Source organism: Bradyrhizobium sp. JR3.5 (assembly GCF_054057015.1).
Genome location: NZ_JBSRYV010000002.1, coordinates 1,642,406 through 1,659,676, shown reverse-complemented (window position 1 = coordinate 1,659,676; position 17,271 = coordinate 1,642,406). Strand labels below are relative to the sequence as shown.

Sequence of the window (17,271 nt, the reverse complement as noted above, 5' to 3'; positions counted from 1 at the left end):
TGTCGATCATGGCATCATCAACATAGCCGCTCGCGACGTCGCATCCATTGCGGCGAAAGCGCGCACGCGCCGGGTGGAACGTCGCGCCATCGCAGCAACAGCCTGGCGTCAGGGCTGGCCGATGCCGGTGAGGCCGAGCACCGCACCGGCGGCGAGCGCGAGCAGCGGATGGATGCGGGTCGTGGTGGTGGCGATCGCGACCATTGCCGCGATCAGGACAGTACCCCAGCTCGAGGCGGAAGCATGGGTGATGACGATGGCGCTGGCGGTGACGAGGCCGGCGGTGACCGGAACGAGCCCGGCCTGCACTGTGCGGCGCCACGGCCGGTCCTTGAAGCGTTCCCAGAGCCGAAGCGCGAAGCCGGTGACGAGCGACGACGGCCCGAACTTGGCGAGCGAGGTCACCAGTACGCCCGGGAAGCCGGCGACGTGCCAGCCGACCAGCGGGACCACCATCATGTTCGGTCCCGGTGCGGCCTGCGCCAGCGCGAACAGCGCGCCGAAATCCTGCGCCGTCATCCAGTGATGGATATCGACCACCTGGCGCTGCATCTCAGGCAGGATGGTGTTGCCGCCGCCGAAGGCGAGCAGCGAGAGCTCGGCGAAGATCAGTGCGAGCGTGATCAGGGTTCCGGTCATGACGCCTGCCTCGATCTGAGGAGAATGCTCAGCGGCGCGAGCGTCAATAGCGTCGGCAGCAGCGGCAATCTGAACACCGCGATCGCCAGCACGCAGAGCGCGCCGATGACGAGGCCGAGCACATCGCGGCGCAACGGCCAGGCGATCTTGATCGCGGTGGAGATCAGGAGCCCGGCTGCCGCGGCGGCGAGGCCGCCGAACAGATGACGCACCACCGGGTCGTCGGCGAAGCGGCCATAGATCACGCCGAGCCCGATCACGACCGCGGTCGGCACCGCGATCAGGCCGAGGATCGAAGCGAACGCACCGGGAATGCCGCGAAACTTCAGCCCGACCGCCACCGACATGTTGATGATGTTGCCGCCGGGCAGGAACTGGCAGAGCCCGAGCAGGTCGGTGAACTCAGCGCCGGTCAGCCAGCCGCGCTTCTCCACCATCATGTGGCGCGCCAGCGGCAGCACGCCGCCGAAACCGGTCAGTCCGAGAATGAAGAAGCCCATGAACAACTCGCCGACATCAGGTGCGTCATGCTTGGCGGTCTGTGCGGCGGGTATGGCGTCCATCGGCGGGGCGGCTCCGGTTCGTTCGTTGTTGAACCGACTCTAGTTGGCCGCGTGCCAAATATCCAATATATGGATAAGGGAATTTGCATATCTATTGCATATGGATCGCCTGATGATCGAGCTGCGCCATCTCCGCTATGCCGTCGCGGTCGCCGACGAGGGTCACATCACCCGCGCCGCCGCGCGCCTTGGCATCCAGCAGCCGCCGCTGAGCCAGCAGATCCGCGCGCTGGAAGCCGCGATCGGCGCGCCGCTGTTTCGCCGGCAGCCGCGCGGGGTCGAGCTGACCGCCGCCGGCCGCGCCTTCGTCGGCAAGGCGCGCGCGATCCTGCGCGACACCGAGCTCGCGGTGGAAGCCGCGCGCCGCGCGAGCCGAGGCCAGGAGGGCCAACTCGCGATCGGCTTCACCTCGTCGGCCGCCTTCCATCCCTTCGTCACCGGCGTGATGCGCGAAATGCGCGAGCGCGCGCCGGCGATCACGCTGTCTCTGGAAGAGGCCTCGACCGGCGAGCTGATCGAGGCGGTCGAGGCCGACCGGCTCGATGCCGCATTCGTGCGTTCGCCGAGCGAGCGGCTGGAGAACCTCACGATCACGCATCTGCTCGACGAGGAGATGCTGGTCGCGTTGCCCGACCATCATCCGCGCGCCCGCAAGGACACGCGCCGGCGGATTTCGCTGGCCGCGCTCGCCGACGAGCCGCTGATCCTCTATCGCCGTCCGACCGGGCCCGGCCTCTACGACAGCATCATCGCCGCCTGCCGCGCGGCGGGCTTCAGCCCGAAAGTGGCGCAGGAGGCGACGCGGATGGTGTCGACGCTGAGCCTCGTGGCGGCCGGGCTCGGCATTTCGATCGTGCCGGAATCGATGGCGCGGCTGGAGACCGCAGGCGTGTCCTATCTCCGGCTCGACCGCGCCACCGGCCTGGTCGCGCCGCTCGCGCTGGCCCGCAAGAAGGGCCCCGCCGCCGGCACGCTCGGCCGCTTGCTCGGGATCGTGACGCGGCGGGTGAAGGACCGGGCCGCCGTTTGAGGCAGTGTCGCGCGACGTAGCCGAGCGTCAGCGCAGGCCCCGCGGATGGCGTGGAATGTGGGGAGTTTGGCGAACGCGCGCGTCCGGGCGCGGCTAGATAGCTCCCATCGAACTCTGATGCCGGTGCGTCGATCGCAACAGCTCAGTTGTGTCCGGCGGCCTCGGGTTCAATCACGACAGCGAAAGGCAGTTCAATGGCACGTTTCCCCGTCCATACGCTTGACTCCGCCCCCGAAGCCTCGAAGGCGGGCCTGCGTGACGTCGAGGCGCGGTTTGGCATGATCCCTAACCTCGCCGCGACGATGGCGACGTCACCGGTGCTGATCCAGAGCTTCATCGGCGTCTTCGACAAGGTTCACAGCGGCAGCTTCACCGAGCAGCAGATCCAGACCGTGCTGCTCACCGATGCGGTGACCAATGGCTGCACCTGGGCGGTCGCACTGCATTCCGCGCTCGGCCTGCAGGCCGGTCTCGATCCGGCTGACGTCGACGCGATGCGTGCCGGCCGCTCGCCCGCCGACAAGACCCTCGGCGCGCTCTCGACGTTGGCGAGATCGCTGATCGAAAAGCGCGGGCGGCTCGACGACGAGGAGATCGAACGATTCCTGGCGGCCGGGTTCTACAAGGACCTCGTGCTCGAGGTGATCACCATCGTGGCGGCATCGACCATCACCAACTACACCGGCAGCGTGACCAATCCGCCGCTGGAGCCGGGATTGCAGGCGCATGCCTGGAATGGCTGACGGGTTCTCGCCAGGGCGCTAATCGCTTGCACGCCGGCCGCGTGGCCGGCGTGCGCTTCAGCGCGCAAATCTGGCGCGGTAATCCTGCGGTGTGGTCGACAGCACGCGCAGGAAGCTGCGGCGCATCGTCTCCTCGGATCCGAAGCCGCAGCGCTGCGAGATTCGCTTGACCGGCAAGCGCGTCTCCGAGAGCAGGTGCCGGGCGCCCTCGACCCGCAACCGCTCGATCGCGCGGGCCGGCGTCAACCCGGTTGCATCAGCGTAGTGCCGGCTGAAGCTGCGCTCGCTCATGCCGGCCTGTTTCGCCAATGTCGAAAGCGAGAGGTCGTCGGCCAGATGGCCGCTGATCCAGTCATGCAGCGCGCCGAACCTGTCGTCGGTCGTTTGCAGCGACAGGATTTCGCTGAACTGCGCCTGTCCGCCCGGCCGCTTGAAGAACACCACGAGATAGCGGGCGACGGCAAGCGCCGCCGCGCGGCCGAGGTCTTCCTCCAGCAGTGCGAGCGCGAGATCGATGCCGGACGTGACGCCGGCCGACGTCCAGAACGATCCGTCGCGAACGAAGATCGGATCGGACTCGACACGAACATCGGGAAAGCGCTCTGCGAGTTCCGAACAGAATTGCCAGTGGGTCGCGGCTCGACGGCCATCGAGAACGCCCGACGCGGCGAGCAGGAACGCACCGGTGCAGACCGATGCGGTGCGGCGTGCTTGCCCGGCGCGTCCGCGCACCCAGTCCACCAGGACGCGATCGGCCGCCGCTGCGTTGACGCCGTCGCCGCCCGGAATCACCAGCGTGTCGACCGCAGTGCTGATGGCGGGCAGCGGGTGCACCGCGAGCCCGACGCCGGCCGATGCTTCGATCGTGGGCCCATCCTTGGCGACGACGCGGACCTCATAAGGCTCGGCATTGCCTGCCCTGGCCGCCAGCGCGTTGGCGGATGCGAACACCTGCAATGGCCCGGTGACATCGAGCAATTGCACCGCCGGATAGGCCAGCACTTCGATCAGGCGGCGATCTTTTGGCGAGAAACGTGGGCTGGTTGGCGTCATCGCCGAAACGTGCCGCGCTAGATTCGCTTTGTCCATAGTTCAAGCGAAGTTTGAGGGAAGTTCGATGATTGCTCATGATGTCCACTTGCGGATCGGATCACTGCTGTTCGAAGGCGTCGATCAAATCGACTTGACCGGGCCGTTCGAGGTGCTGTCGCGGATTCCGAATTCGACCTACCGCATCTACGGCAAGACCGCCGAGCCCGTCCGCGACATCAAGGGATTGCGGCTGACACCAGATGCGACGCTGGCCGATGCACCGCCGCTCGATGTGCTGCATGTGCCGGGCGGCTTCGGTCAGCAAGCCTTGATGGAGGACGCCGAAGTGCTCGGCTGGATCAGCCGGCAGGCGGCGGGGGCATGCCGCATCTTCTCGGTTTGCACGGGTGCGCTGATCTGCGGCGCGGCCGGCCTTCTGAAGGGGCGCAGGGCGACGACGCATTGGGCGTCGTTTCATCTGCTGCCGTTCTTCGGCGCTACGCCCGTGAACCAACGCGTGGTGGTGGACGGAAGCTTTGTCTTCGCTGCCGGAATCACGGCAGGCATCGATGGGGCCTTGCGGCTCGCCGCCGAATTGCGCGGCGACGATGCCGCGCGCGCGATCCAGCTCTATATGGTGTATGCGCCGGAGCCGCCGTTCGACTGCGGCACGCCGGAGACCGCGCCACCCGAGATCCTGCAGCAGTCGCGCGAGGCCGTGCGCGCGATCACGGCGCAGCGGGAGGAGACCGCACGCCGCGTGGCCGCCAGGCTGGGTGTCGTGGTGCAGGGAGATTGAGAGCCGCGCTTCAGGTGCGCTCTAATTTCCCGGCTCGAAAGTGCAGTCGGCGCCGCCGCCGGCCTTGTCCTTGATCACCTTTGGATCGAGCGTGCAGGACAGTTTCGACAGCGCCTCGTAGATCGTGCCTGCGGCACCGTCGGGCGGCACGCCGGCCAGCGCCACGGTCGCGTAGATCGCGTTGGCCTCGCTGCCCTTCACGGTGTGGGTCCTGCTGCCGAAGGTCAGCGCGCAGGAGCGCGAGGTGATGTCGACATTGCTGGCGCGGCAGACGACCTTGTCGGCGGTGACGGTGATCTTCCTGGCATAGCGAACATTGCTGTTGCCGCCAAAGAACGCGGCGACCGCCTTCTTCTCCTTGGCCGGCAGGGGCGAATAGGGCGCCACCACGCCTGCGAGTGCCAGCGCGACCGAGCCGGACGTGGTCGCGGGCGCGGCCCACACGGCGGTTGAGGCCAGCGACAATGAACATGCGAGGATCGTCAATCGGCCAAGTCTCATTCCAAGTCTCATTCCCGTCTCCTGTATCTGCGCTTTCCGCGGCGCGGAATCGCTAGCACGCCTTGTGACCTGAATGGGTGATGCCGTTCACACGCGATCCCGCAACTTCACGTGAGGCCGGTGCGCGCATAGGGCAGGGCGGCCCCGCGCGGATCGGCTTGCGCGATCGCGCCATCGGCGTCACAGTCCGCTCCGCGGCAGCGATGCCGCCAACAACCAAGACAAGAAGTTCAGTCCGAGGAACGGAACATCTAGGGAGCATCATGGCGGCCATGCGCATCGACTGCGACATCCATCCCGCGGTGGGGGGAACGCGCACCACGCTGCTGCCTTATCTCAGCGATCACTGGAAGGAACAGGTGGTCAGCCGTGCCATCGACGGGCTGGACCTCAATTCCTATCCGCCGTCGATGCCGCTGTCCGGCCGCGCCGACTGGCGGCCGGCCGACGGCCGCAAGCCCGGCAGCGATCTCGCCATGGTGCAGCGCGGCGCGTTCGACCAGCTCGGCGCCAGTCACGCCATCTGCAACGTCGTCTACGGCGCGCAGGCGGTGTTCGATCCCTACATGGCGGCGGACTTCTGCAAGGCAATCAATGACTGGATCGCGGCGGAGTGGCTTGCCAGGGACACGCGGCTGCGCGCCTCGATCGTGGTGCCGATCCAGGCACCGGACCTCGCGGTCGAGGAGATCGAGCGCCGCGCCGGTGACAACCGCTTCGTCTCCGTGCTGGTGCCCTCGCAAGGCGAGATGCTGCTCGGGCGGCGGCACTACTGGCCGATCTATCAGGCCGCGGAGAAACACAGACTGCCGATCGCAATCCACGCCGGCAGCGCCTATCGCGGCGCGCCGAGCTCGATCGGCTGGCCGTCCTATCGCTACGAATATTATCTCGCCGAAGCGCAGGCGTTCCAGGCGCAGACGCTGAGCCCTGATCTATGAGGGCGTGTTCGGGAAGTATCCGCGCTTGACGGTCGTGCTGATGGAGTCGGGCGTCAGCTGGTTGCCGGCCTTCATGTGGCGCGCCAACAAGACCTGGCGCGGCGTCCGCGTCGAGGTGCCGTGGGTCGAGCGCGAGCCGGCCGCGATCATCCGCGACCATTTCCGCGTCACCATGCAGCCGTTCGACGCGCCGATGGATGCGACCGGCGTCGCCGACATCATCGACCAGATCGGCTCCGACAAGATGTTCCTGTTCGCGTCCGACTATCCGCACTGGCAGTTTGACGGCGACGATCCGGTCCCGCGATATCTGCCTGACAGCATCGTCAGGCGGATGTGCCAGGATAATCCGCTGGAAACGTTTCCGCGCCTGAAGCTCGATTCCTAGATTCAAAGGAGGATCGCATGAGTGACGTCATCGACCGCCCGATGCTCGACCAGGAGACCGCCGCCGCGACGCGGCTCAAGATCATCGATTGCGACATCCATCCGAGCATTCATGCGCACAGCGACCTGAACGAGTTCCTGCCGAAGCGCTGGCAGCAGCATCTGAAGGAATATGGCAGTCATCTGCGCACGCCCTATATCGGCACCACGCCGTATCCGCGCTCCTCGCCGCTGATCGCGCGGCGCGATGCCTGGCCGCCGACCGGCGGCGTGCCGGGCTCCGACCTCGATTTCATGCGCAAGCAGCATCTCGACCCGTTCGACGTCGAGTTCGGCATCCTGCAGGTGCTCGACCTCTTCATCTTCTCGCAGCAGAATCTGGAATTCGGCGCCGCGATCCAGCGCGCCATCAACGACTGGCAGCTCGCCTTCTGGGCGCACCGCGATCCGCGCCTGAGGGCCTCGATCCTGGTCGGGCAGGACGGCTCCGACCTCGGCCTCGCCGAGATCGACCGTTGCGCCAAAACCGGTGAGTATATCCAGATCAACGTGTCGCCGCGCGCCAACGAGCCGCTCGGCCGCCGGCGCTACTGGCCGATCTACGAGCGCGCGCAAGAGCTCGATCTGCCGCTCGGCATCCATGTCGGCGGCTATGGCGGGCACGCGCCGACCGGCGGCGGCTGGCCGTCCTACTACTGCGAGGAGCATCAGTCGAACGCGCATACGGTGGCCTCGAACCTCACGAGCCTCGTGCTGGAAGGCGTTCCCGAGCGCTTCCCGAAACTGAAGATCGTGTTCATCGAGGGCGGCTTCGGCTGGATCCCCGCGACGACGTGGCGGATGGACCAGCATTTCGAGCGCTTCCGCAGCGAGGTGCCGCATCTGAAGCGCAAGCCGAGCGAATATGTGAAGGAGCATTTCTGGTTCACGACCCAGCCGATCGACGAACCGGATGAAGCGAAACACCTGCGTCAGTTGATCGAATGGGTCGGCATCGACCGGCTGCTGTTCTCGTCGGACTATCCGCACTGGGACTATGACGACGCGCGCTACGCCTTCAAGACACCGCTGACGGACGCCGAGCGGCGCAAGATCTTCAACAGCAACGCCCGCGCGGTCTATAAGTTCTGAGAGATCGATATGGTCTTGCTTCCGATCGCGCCGCGGACTCCGCATCACCTCGCCCCGCGTGCGGGGAGAGGTCGGAATGCATCGCTAGATGCATTCCGGGTGAGGGGGAGTCTCCGCGAGTACAGCTATCACCATTTATGCGGAGAGGGCCCCTCACCCCAACCCTCTCCCCGTAAGAACGGGGCGAGGGAGCGCACTGCCGTCGCGGCCCCTATCCGACCCAATCTCATTGTGCCCTAGGACACCGATGGCCCGTCACATCGTCGCGCGCACCAGTGAGATTCCTGCCGGCGGCAACAAGGTGTTCGGCCTCGAGGGCCGCGACATCGTCGTGTTCCACGTTAATGGCGAGTTCTTCGCACTGCTCAATCGCTGTCCGCATGAGGGCGCGCCGCTGGAGAAGGCGGCCTGCGTGGCGCGCCTGACTTCGCCGGAGCCCGGCATCTATCAGCGCGACCGTGTCGGCGAGATGCTGCGCTGTCCGTGGCACGGCTGGGAATTCGACATCCGCAACGGCCAGTCCTGGTTCGATCCCAAGCGGTTCAGGATCCGCTCCTATCCGGTCGCGGTCGAAAGCGGCGCGGAATTGCAGAAGGGGCCGTATGTCGCCGAGACGTTTCCGGTGCACATCGAAGATGATTACGTGATCGTTGAGGTGTAAGGGCTGCGTCGTAAAACCCGTCTTGCTGGGACAAGCCCGGCCATGACGGTACAGGTGTTATTGCAATATCCGCAATAATGAAGTTCCAGCGGCGGTAATTATAATATCGAATGCAATAGGCCACCTTGAGGTCGCGGTCGGGATGACCCCGCCCACGACATCAGGAACGGCACCATGAAGCTTTATCACTTTGCTCTCTCCGGCCATGCGCACCGCGCGCGCCTGTTCATGTCCCTGCTGGGCATTCCGCACGAGGTGGTCGACGTCGACCTCAGGTCCGGAGCGCAGAAGACGCCGGAATTCCTCGCGCTCAATCCATTCGGCCAGGTGCCGGTGCTCGACGATGACGGCACCATCATTGCCGACTCCAACGCGATCCTGGTCTATCTCGCGACCAAGCTCGGCCGCACCGACTGGCTGCCACAGGATGCGAAGGGCGCCGCCATGGTGCAGCGCTGGCTGTCGGTTGCCGCCGGCGATCTCGCATTCGGGCCTGCCGCGGCGCGGCTCATCACCGTCTTCGGCGCGAAGCACAATCCGGACGACGTGATCGCGCGCGCCCATGTGCTGCTGAAGCGGCTCGAAGCCCATCTCGCCGATCGTGACTGGTTGGTCGGCGCGCAACCGACCATCGCGGACGTCGCGCTCTACAGCTATCTGTCGAGCGCGCCCGAAGGCAATGTCGATCTCTCCGCCTACGCGCGCGTCAACGCGTTCCTGCGCCGGATCGAGGCGCTGCCGGGCTTCGTGCCTTTTGCGAAAACTGCCGCCGGTCTGGCAGCGGCTGCGTGATAGGTCGACCGGGCGTGCCCGCGGGCGCGCCCGTCCAACCCCGAAAGGGAGGGCGACGCAATGAGCGACAGGCGAACCAAGAGCAAGCTCGCGACCTGGCACGCCGGCGAGATGGCGATCCAGCAGAAGGTCGGTGTCGCCGAGAAGATGGCGGCGGTCGGCCAGCGCGCGGTGCGCGATTTCATGCCCGACCAGCATCGCGATTTCTTCGCGCAGATTCCCTTCGTCGTGGTCGGCAGCGTCGACCGGAGCGGTGACGTGTGGGCCTCGTTGCTGGCTGGCCGGCCCGGCTTCATCGCCTCGCCGACGCCGCGCCACCTCGAGATCGATGCGCGGCCGGAGCCTAGCGATCCCGCAAGCGAAGGCATGCGCGAGGGCGATGCGATCGGACTATTGGGAATCGAATTGCACACGCGCCGTCGCAACCGTGCGAACGGGCTGCTCCGTGCGTCGTCGGACAAGGCGCTCAGCTTCGAACTCGACCAGAGCTTCGGCAATTGTCCGCAATATATCCAGCTGCGCGATTTCAGATTTGTGCGCGAGCCGGACGCAGCTTTCACCGGAGAGGTCGAGCAGGGCACGATGCTCGATCAGGCCGCGCGCGACACGATCGCGGCGGCGGATACGTTCTTCGTGGCGTCCTATGCCGAGCGCGAGGATCGTCGCCAGGTCGACGTCTCGCATCGCGGCGGCAGAGCGGGTTTCGTCCGCGTCGCCGCCGACGGCACGCTGACTGTCCCGGATTTCGCCGGCAACCTGTTCTTCAACACGCTCGGCAACATCCTCGTCAACGGCAAGGCCGGGCTGGTGTTCGTCGATTTCGAAACCGGTGACATGCTGCAACTGACGGGCGATGCCGAGGTGATCCTGGACTCGCCCGAGATCGCGGCGTTCCAGGGCGCCGAACGGCTCTGGAGCTTCCACGCCCGCCGCGTGGTGCGCAGGCGCGGTGCGCTGCCGCTGCGCTGGGCTTTCCGGGCCGAAGGCTGGTCGCCGAATGCCTTGATGACCGGCGACTGGGCGCAGGCCGCCGACCGGCTCCGCGCGACGGAGCGCGCCACGCAGTGGCGCCCGTTCAAGGTCACTGGGATCGTCGACGAGAGCCGTTCGATCCGCTCGTTTCATCTGCAGCCGGACGATGGCGCAGGGCTGCTGCCGCATCAGGCCGGACAGCATCTGCCGATCCGCCTCGCATTGCCCGGATCCGACAAGCCGGTCATTCGCACCTACACGCTGTCGGTCGCGCCGTCGGACGGCATGTACCGCATCAGCGTGAAGCGCGAGGGCCTGGTGTCGCAGCATCTCCACGACACGATCCATGTCGGCGATATCATCGAGGCGCGGGCACCGAGCGGCGGCTTCACGATCGATGCGCGCGAGAAGCGGCCGGCGGTGCTGCTGGCCGGCGGCGTCGGCATCACGCCGATGCTCGCGATGCTGCGCCACGTGGTCTATGAAGGGCTGCGCACCCGCGGCATCCGGCCGACATTCCTGTTCCAGGCTGCGCATGCCAGGGCCGAGCGCGCGTTCGGCGACGAGTTGCAGCAGCTGGCTGAGGCCGCCGGCGGCGCAGTCCGGATCATCCGCGTCCTCAGTGACGTCGATGGCGCCGAGCAGGGTGTCGATTACGACGCTGCGGGACGGATCGACATGGCGCTGCTGTCGCGCGTCCTGCCGTTCAACGATTACGATTTCTATCTGTGCGGGCCGCCGCAGTTCACCCAATCGCTCTATGACGCCCTGCGCGGCTACAACATTGCCGACGGCAGGATTCACGCCGAGGCATTTGGTCCGTCGTCGCTGGTGCGGAAGACGGACGTGGCCACCACGGCGCCGCCGCGCCGGCCGGCTGCGACTACGCCGGTTCCGGTGGTGTTCACCGCATCGATGAAGGAAGCGCGCTGGACGCCGGAATCCGGAACGCTGCTCGAACTGGCGGAGGAGCGCGCTCTCAGCCCGGCCTTCAGTTGCCGGGAAGGCAATTGCGGAAGCTGTCGAACCAGGTTGCTGGCAGGCGCCGTCACCTATCTGAAGGAGCCGACTGCCGAGGTGGCTGACGACGAGGTGCTGATCTGCTGTGCTGTCCCGGCGAAGCCGGATGGCGACGGCGTGGATCGGGTCCAGCTGGATCTTTGATCAGCCGAGTTCGCCGACCACGCAATCCGCGCGGCGCGCCGTCGCGGCTGCTCAGCCCATGCTGCCCGGCATGAAGCAGCGCGGCCGTGGGTGGCCATCGAGGTAATACGGCCAGACCATGGTGCGGCCGGCGCGGTTCGGGCCGGCAACGACGGCCTCGTCGGGAACGTCGACCCATTCACCCTCGAGGCGGACGCGATAGTGGCCGTCCTTGGTGTCCCAATCGGCATCGTCGACGCGCTGCGCGTCGCTGCCGTCGCAGCAGGGTCCCTTGCCGCTATGCAGGCTCTCGTACCAGCCGTTCAACTCGGGATGCTGGTGATCATGGGCTCGCACTGGGCCGAGCGCCGGCAGCGCCAGCAAGCAGGTGGCAAAAAGCATCGCACGCCAAAACGGTTTGTTCATCTGATCCCAGATCCGGAAAGGCCCAGCAGCCAATCCGGACATGGTCATCACGCGCGCGACATCAATAAGATGATGTATATCATATATTCACATTCATGCGAGGGCGCAGTGTACCGCCGGGGCAGCAAACTCAGGCGAGCAGGCTCATCACCTGGTCGATCACGGCCTTCACCCGTTTCGGATCCGGCCTTTGGTGCGCGAGCGCCAGCAGCCCGGCATGCACGACCATGATGGTGTGCGCGGTGACGTCGGGGTCAAAGCCCTTTCCGAATTCGGCGCGGTCGGCGCGCAGCCGCGCGCGCAACAGCTCTTCGAGCCGCCGGTTGTAGCGTTCGATGCTCTTGCGGAGTTCGGCCTGATCGAGCGAGCCGTCGGTCGCGGAATTGATCGACAGGCAGCCGCGCTGTCCTTTCTCGCCCGAGCAGTAGGGGATGAAGCCGGTCAGCCACTGCCTGATCGCCTCACGGGCCGGCACAGGCTGTGCCAGCACGCGCTCGGCCCAGCCCAGAATGCCGTCGTGATAGCGGTCCAGCACCTTGAGGAACAACGCGTTCTTGTCGCCGAACGCCGCATAGAGGCTGGGCTTCGCGACGCCGCTCGCCGCCGTGATCTCGTCGAGCGAGGTCGCCTGAAAACCCTTCTGCCAGAATACCTGACGGGCGATTTCCAGGACATCGTCCGGATCGAAGCTGCGCGGCCTTGCCATATCGCCCTTTTATGTACTCCCGCGTCGGATGTGAAGCCTTCACCTTGCTGTGAAGTCGGTTGGCGCCATTGACGTTATCCAAATTCTGTACTTACAAGTACATAACGAAATCGGGAGATCGTGCCATGAAGGCTGTTCAGGTCGTTGCGTTCGGACGTGCCCAGGATGTGGTCAAGCTCAACGAGGTGCCCGACGTCGGCAGCCCCGGTCCCAACGAGGTCGTGGTTGCGGTGGAGGCCGCGCCGATCAACAATTCGGATTTCATGATCATCGCCGGGCGCTACGGCTATTTGCCGACGCCGCCGGCGACGCTCGGGATCGAAGGCGTCGGGCGGGTGGTCGCCGCGGGATCGCAGGTCAGGAACCTGAAGGTCGGCGATCGCACGTTGATCCCGTTCACGGTCCCGACCTGGACCGAACGCGTCAAGTTCACGGCGTCCTGGCAGCGGCCGTTGCCTGAGAATGCGGATATCCAGCAACTCTCGATGATCGGGGTCAACCCGGCGACCGCCTATCTGCTGCTGACCGATTTCGTGAAGATTCCGCACGGCGGCTGGGTGATCCAGAACGGCGCCAATTCAGCGACGGCGCGGGCGGTGATCGCCGTCGCCAAGTCGCTCGGGCTCAAGACCGTCAACGTCGTCCGGCGCGAGGAGGTCGTCGACGAGGTCAAGTCGGTCGGCGGTGATGTCGTGCTGGTCGACGGGCCTGATCTCGCCAAGCGGGTGGCCAAGGAGACCGGCGGGGCGCCGATCCTGCTGGCGCTCGACGTCGTCGGCGGCACGTCCGCCTTGAACCTGATGAATTGCCTGGCGCCGAAGGCGGTGCTCGTCATCTACAGCGCGATGAGCGGACAGCCGTTCTCCGGCTCGGCCTTGAGCGTGATCTTCAATGAAGTGTCTGTGCGCGGCTTCTGGCTCGGCCATTGGGGCAAGACCGCAACCGACGAGACCCTGGCCAGGATGTACGACCATCTCGTGCCGATGGTCGCATCCGGCGCGATCAGCGCGCCGGTGGTCGGGAGCTATGGCCTCGAAGGATTCCCGGAAGCCATCGCCAAGGCGGCAGCATTCAAGGGCAAGGTCATCTTCACGCCGAACTAGAGCGTCATCGAGCGAAGCGGCAGCGCCGCTAGACGATGGTCGTGAGCGCGAAAGCGTGCCACGCGCCCCAGTCGATGCCGTCGAACGCACGCACATACATCGTCTCGGTGCCGGTGGTGGCGCCACCGCGGACCCAGACGTCGTCGACGGCCGCGGCGCTGACGTCGATTGCGGTTGAGGCCGGCCAGTGCGAATTCGCGGAGGTCCAGAAATAGCCGCTGTTGGCGCCGCTGCCGCCATCCCAGAACTGATATTCGGACGCGGGATTTCCGTCGAGGTCGGAATAGGACAACAAATTGCTGACCTGGCTCCACTCATTGATGTGCAAGGTCTGATCGTTGATCGAGGCGACGGGCGCGTGGTTTGGCAGCGACGTCAGGGTAAAGCTGTCCCAATTGCTCCAGGCGGTGCCGTCGAACGCCCTGACCCACATGGTCTCGGAACCGCCGGCGGTGCCGCCCTGCACCCAGACACTGGCCAGGTCGGAGGCGGCAACGTCGATCACCGTGTTGGCTGCCCAGTGTGAATTGGCGGGCGTCCAGAAATAGGCGCTGTTGGCGGCCGAGCCGCCGTCCCAGAACTGGTATTTGGTGATCGCATCGCCGTCGGCGTCGGATGCCGTCGTCCAGTTGACGAGCTGTGCCCACTGCGTGGCGTTCAGCGAATGATCGCTGATCGCAACCGTCGGGGCGGTGTTCGTGGAGGTCAGGGTAAAGTTGTCCCAATTGCCCCAGGCGGTGCCGTCGAACGCCCTGACCCACATGGTCTCGGAGCCGGTCGTCGAGCCACCCTGAATCCAGAGATTGTCCAGATCGGATGCCGAAACGTCGATCACCGTGTTGGCTGCCCAGTGCTCATTGGTTGGCGTCCAGAAGTAGGCGCTGGTCGCGGCGGTGCCGCTGTCCCAGAACTGATACTTCGTGATCGCATCGCCCTCGGCATCGCTGGCGCTGAGCCAGGCCTCCGGCTTGACCCATTGATTGACGTGCACCGACTGGTCGTTGATGGTCGCGACCGGTGGCGTGTTGACCGTCGACGTCAGCGTGAAAGTATCTCAATTGCTCCACGTGGTGCCGTCGAACCCCCTGACCCACATCGTCTCCGAACCGGTCGCGGAGCCGCCCTGGATCCAGACATTGGCGAGATCAGCGGCCGAAACGTCGATCACGGTGTTGGCGTCCCAGTGGGAATTGGTCGGAGTCCAGAAATAGGCGCTGGTTGCGGCCGTGCCGCTGTCCCAGAACTGATACTTCGTGATCGCATCGTTGTCGGCATCCGACGTCGCCAACCAGTTGCCGACGGTCACCCACTGGCCCATGTGCACGGAATGGTCGCCGATCGTCACGACGGGGGCCGAATTCGTCGACGTCAACGTGAAGGTATCCCAGTTGCTCCAGTCCGTTCCGTCGAACGCTCTGACCCACATGGTCTCGGAGCCGGTCGTGGAGCCGCCCTGGATCCAGACATTGGCGAGGTCAGCGGCCGAAACGTCGATCGTCGTGTTGGCAGCCCAGTGGGAATTGGTCGGAGTCCAGAAATACGCGCTGGTGGCGGACGATCCGCTGTCCCAGAACTGGTACTTGGTCGCAGCATCGCCGTTGGCGTCGGAGTAGTTCAGCCAGTTCGTGACTTGCGCCCATGTGTTAGTGTGCAGTTGCTGGTCGTTGATCGTGGCGACCGGAGGCGTGTTTGGAATCGTCGTGAAGGTGAACGCGGTCCAGGTGCTCCAGTCCGTCCCGTCGAAGGCGTGCCCAGAGTGTCTCGCTGCCGCCGACCGAGCCGGCACGCAGCCACACATCGGAGAGGTCAGACGCGGCAACATCGATGACGGTGCCGGCATCCCAATGGCTATTGCTGGGAGTCCAGAAATAGCCGCTGGTCGCGGCGGTGCCGCTGTCAAAGAACTGAAAGCTCTGCGCGGGATTGCCGTCAGCGTCGAAATAAGTCAGCCATGGCTGCATCTTCTGCCACTGATTGTACAACAGGCTGTGGTTACCAATCGTGACGACCGGTGCGGTATTGGCCATGGTTTGCGTCCTCGTGGTGCGCCGGTCGAAGCCGGCTAATGTCCAAGGTGCAAGGCAATCAATTTTGTGCTCGCGAAGCCGGCTGGTGCTGAACCAGCGTCATTGGGCCGAGAGCAGCGCATCAAAAAAGCAGGCAGTATCAAGATCAGGATCGCAGAACTCGCGCGCGGCATCTATGACGGGCGTCACCCCCCCTGCCGAGCGAACTGCGGCAAAACGTCCTAGACCCTCGCTTCGGAACCACGTCACACAGAGGGGCTCCGTTCATGCAGTTCGCGACAGACCATCGACCGCGAACCGATCGATCGCGAGACGATGATCGCGACGCGCCAACCTACCCGCACGAGAACGATGTCGGGGGCGGGCGGAGGCCTGGCGTTCACGCGTGCTCCCCCGCCCGCTGCGGCAGGATGAAGACCAGTGCCGCGATCGCAACGGCAAGGGCTATCGATGCCGTGTAGCGGCTGAGCGCAAGGCCGCCGTGATCGAGCGGCTTGTCGAGGAAATCGCCGACGGTCGCGCCGAGTGGCCTGGTCAGGACGAACGCGATCCAGAACAGCACCGTGTGCGACACCCGCGCCCAGAGATAGGCGGCGGCGACGATGGCGATGCCGGCGGCGAACACGATGGCGCCGCCGCCATAGCCGAGGCCGGTGGAGTCGGCCATCCAGTCGCCGAGCGCGGTGCCCAGCGTCTGCGAGAACAGGATCGTGATCCAGTAGAAGGTTTCGGACGCCTTGTTGTCGATCGACGCGATCGAGACCGTTCCCATGGTACGATGCCACGCGGCAAGGGACACAACGAGCAGTCCGGCCAGCAGCGATGAGCCGCCGAGATATCCGATTCCCAGCGAACGGTCGACGAAATCGGCAAAGGTCGTGCCGACGGTCGTCGTCGCGATGATCACGGTCCAGTAGAGCAGCGGATGAAAGCGCTTCGCCGCCATCTGCGCTGCGACGGCAGCAGCGAAGATGACCGCGAAGATCGCAGTGCCGACGAGATAGCCGAGATTCATCGACATCGTGACGGCGTCGCCGCCGGTCTCGCCGAGCGTCGTGGCGAGAATCTTGATGAGCCAGAAGCCGAGCGTGACGGCGGGGACTTTTCCCGCGCGGTCGTCCGTGGCGGTGTCGCGCAACAATAATTCCATGGGGTTCCTCGCTCCGGGAGGCCGGGTCGCCGGCGGACGATGCCGCCGGCGGGCGGTCGAAATGACGGACGGAGAGATCAGGCCTTCATCGAGTCCATGATCGACAGCAGCTCGGCGAGCGCCGCCTTGCACTTGGCGGCATCCGGATTGGTCTCACGCACCGCCTCGAGCGCACGATCGATCGCCTTGTCGACCGTGTGCCAGTCTGTGGCCGCGCGCGGCTTCAATCCGGCTTCCGCTTCGTCCCATTTGGTCTCGAGATCCTTGATCCGCGTCTTGGCGCCGGCCAGGTCGCCCTTGTCGACCAGTGCCGCGACATCGGCGGCGATGCTGCGAAATGGCGCCAGGTCGCCGAGCCTGGCGGCGGCCGTCTGCGTGTGCGGCAGCAGCCCGAGGCCTGCGTTGGCATCGGGGAGCGGCTGGATGACTGCGAGCGCAACGATTGCCGTCGCAAGGCCGCGTGTCGTCTTGTTCATGGGTGGTTCTCCTGTGTGAGGGGCTTCGATTGGTGTCCGTCGGGGCGCA

General features: G+C 65.6%; 18 protein-coding genes and 1 pseudogene. 9 read left to right on the top strand and 10 right to left on the bottom strand.

Annotated elements, in window-relative coordinates; genetic code table 11:
* Positions 1-108: 108 nt before the first annotated feature.
* Positions 109-639 (bottom strand): chromate transporter, encoded by a 531-nt coding sequence (locus ACVWW1_RS24745; protein WP_456657746.1) that lies wholly within the window; start codon positions 637-639, stop codon positions 109-111.
* The gene (locus ACVWW1_RS24740; RefSeq protein ID WP_176529149.1) at positions 636-1,202 is read right to left on the bottom strand and encodes a chromate transporter; all 567 of its coding nucleotides are present in this window, start codon (positions 1,200-1,202) and stop codon (positions 636-638) included. Before ACVWW1_RS24740 ends, ACVWW1_RS24745 begins: the two co-directional genes overlap by 4 nt.
* Before the next feature lie 115 nt (positions 1,203-1,317).
* Between ACVWW1_RS24740 and ACVWW1_RS24735 the strand changes: the two genes are divergently transcribed.
* Complete coding sequence (locus ACVWW1_RS24735; RefSeq protein WP_456660668.1) at positions 1,318-2,232, top strand: LysR family transcriptional regulator; 915 nt, start codon at positions 1,318-1,320, stop codon at positions 2,230-2,232.
* A 194-nt stretch (positions 2,233-2,426) separates the two neighbouring features.
* Complete coding sequence (locus tag ACVWW1_RS24730) at positions 2,427-2,975, top strand: carboxymuconolactone decarboxylase family protein (protein ID WP_456657745.1); 549 nt, start codon at positions 2,427-2,429, stop codon at positions 2,973-2,975.
* Positions 2,976-3,032: 57 nt separating this feature from the next.
* On the opposite strand, the gene ACVWW1_RS24725 is transcribed toward ACVWW1_RS24730, so the two are convergent.
* Positions 3,033-4,028: a GlxA family transcriptional regulator gene (locus ACVWW1_RS24725; RefSeq protein WP_456657744.1), complete on the bottom strand. Its 996-nt coding sequence runs from the start codon at positions 4,026-4,028 to the stop codon at positions 3,033-3,035.
* A 64-nt stretch (positions 4,029-4,092) separates the two neighbouring features.
* On the opposite strand from ACVWW1_RS24725, the gene ACVWW1_RS24720 reads away from it, so the two are divergent.
* A complete protein-coding gene (locus ACVWW1_RS24720; RefSeq protein ID WP_456657743.1) occupies positions 4,093-4,806 on the top strand; it encodes a DJ-1/PfpI family protein in 714 nt (237 codons plus the stop codon).
* A 21-nt stretch (positions 4,807-4,827) separates the two neighbouring features.
* Here the strand turns inward: ACVWW1_RS24720 and ACVWW1_RS24715 are convergent, their stop codons facing one another.
* The gene (locus tag ACVWW1_RS24715) at positions 4,828-5,319 is read right to left on the bottom strand and encodes a hypothetical protein (RefSeq protein WP_456657742.1); all 492 of its coding nucleotides are present in this window, start codon (positions 5,317-5,319) and stop codon (positions 4,828-4,830) included.
* Positions 5,320-5,570: 251 nt separating this feature from the next.
* Between ACVWW1_RS24715 and ACVWW1_RS24710 the strand changes: the two are divergent.
* From ACVWW1_RS24710 to ACVWW1_RS24690, 5 genes and pseudogenes are all read left to right on the top strand, one after another.
* A pseudogene (locus tag ACVWW1_RS24710) lies at positions 5,571-6,636 on the top strand (amidohydrolase family protein).
* A gap of 17 nt (positions 6,637-6,653) precedes the next feature.
* Positions 6,654-7,766 carry an amidohydrolase family protein gene (locus ACVWW1_RS24705; RefSeq protein ID WP_456657741.1) on the top strand — a complete coding sequence of 371 codons (1,113 nt, stop codon included), beginning with the start codon at positions 6,654-6,656 and terminating at the stop codon, positions 7,764-7,766.
* 247 nt (positions 7,767-8,013) lie between these two features.
* Entirely contained in the window at positions 8,014-8,427 is a 414-nt protein-coding gene (locus ACVWW1_RS24700; RefSeq protein WP_456657740.1) for a Rieske (2Fe-2S) protein, read from the top strand.
* 174 nt (positions 8,428-8,601) lie between these two features.
* Complete coding sequence (locus tag ACVWW1_RS24695; protein WP_456657739.1) at positions 8,602-9,219, top strand: glutathione S-transferase family protein; 618 nt, start codon at positions 8,602-8,604, stop codon at positions 9,217-9,219.
* Between the two features lie 60 nt (positions 9,220-9,279).
* Positions 9,280-11,355 carry an FAD-binding oxidoreductase gene (locus ACVWW1_RS24690; RefSeq protein WP_456657738.1) on the top strand — a complete coding sequence of 692 codons (2,076 nt, stop codon included), beginning with the start codon at positions 9,280-9,282 and terminating at the stop codon, positions 11,353-11,355.
* 51 nt (positions 11,356-11,406) lie between these two features.
* Here the strand turns inward: ACVWW1_RS24690 and ACVWW1_RS24685 are convergent, their stop codons facing one another.
* Positions 11,407-11,760, bottom strand: a complete 354-nt coding sequence (locus ACVWW1_RS24685; protein WP_456657737.1) for a hypothetical protein — start codon at positions 11,758-11,760, stop codon at positions 11,407-11,409.
* 130 nt (positions 11,761-11,890) lie between these two features.
* A complete protein-coding gene (locus tag ACVWW1_RS24680) occupies positions 11,891-12,466 on the bottom strand; it encodes a TetR/AcrR family transcriptional regulator (protein ID WP_456657736.1) in 576 nt (191 codons plus the stop codon).
* A gap of 125 nt (positions 12,467-12,591) precedes the next feature.
* Between ACVWW1_RS24680 and ACVWW1_RS24675 the strand changes: the two genes are divergently transcribed.
* A complete protein-coding gene (locus tag ACVWW1_RS24675; RefSeq protein WP_456657735.1) occupies positions 12,592-13,569 on the top strand; it encodes a zinc-dependent alcohol dehydrogenase family protein in 978 nt (325 codons plus the stop codon).
* A 28-nt stretch (positions 13,570-13,597) separates the two neighbouring features.
* Here ACVWW1_RS24675 and ACVWW1_RS24670 read toward each other — a convergent pair whose 3' ends face one another.
* From ACVWW1_RS24670 to ACVWW1_RS24655, 4 genes are all read right to left on the bottom strand, one after another.
* The gene (locus ACVWW1_RS24670; RefSeq protein ID WP_456657734.1) at positions 13,598-14,560 is read right to left on the bottom strand and encodes a hypothetical protein; all 963 of its coding nucleotides are present in this window, start codon (positions 14,558-14,560) and stop codon (positions 13,598-13,600) included.
* 63 nt (positions 14,561-14,623) lie between these two features.
* Positions 14,624-15,355, bottom strand: a complete 732-nt coding sequence (locus ACVWW1_RS24665; RefSeq protein WP_456657733.1) for a hypothetical protein — start codon at positions 15,353-15,355, stop codon at positions 14,624-14,626.
* Between the two features lie 620 nt (positions 15,356-15,975).
* Entirely contained in the window at positions 15,976-16,746 is a 771-nt protein-coding gene (locus tag ACVWW1_RS24660) for a COG4705 family protein (protein ID WP_456657732.1), read from the bottom strand.
* Positions 16,747-16,823: 77 nt separating this feature from the next.
* Positions 16,824-17,222: a hypothetical protein gene (locus tag ACVWW1_RS24655; protein ID WP_456657731.1), complete on the bottom strand. Its 399-nt coding sequence runs from the start codon at positions 17,220-17,222 to the stop codon at positions 16,824-16,826.
* Positions 17,223-17,271 lie beyond the last annotated feature (49 nt).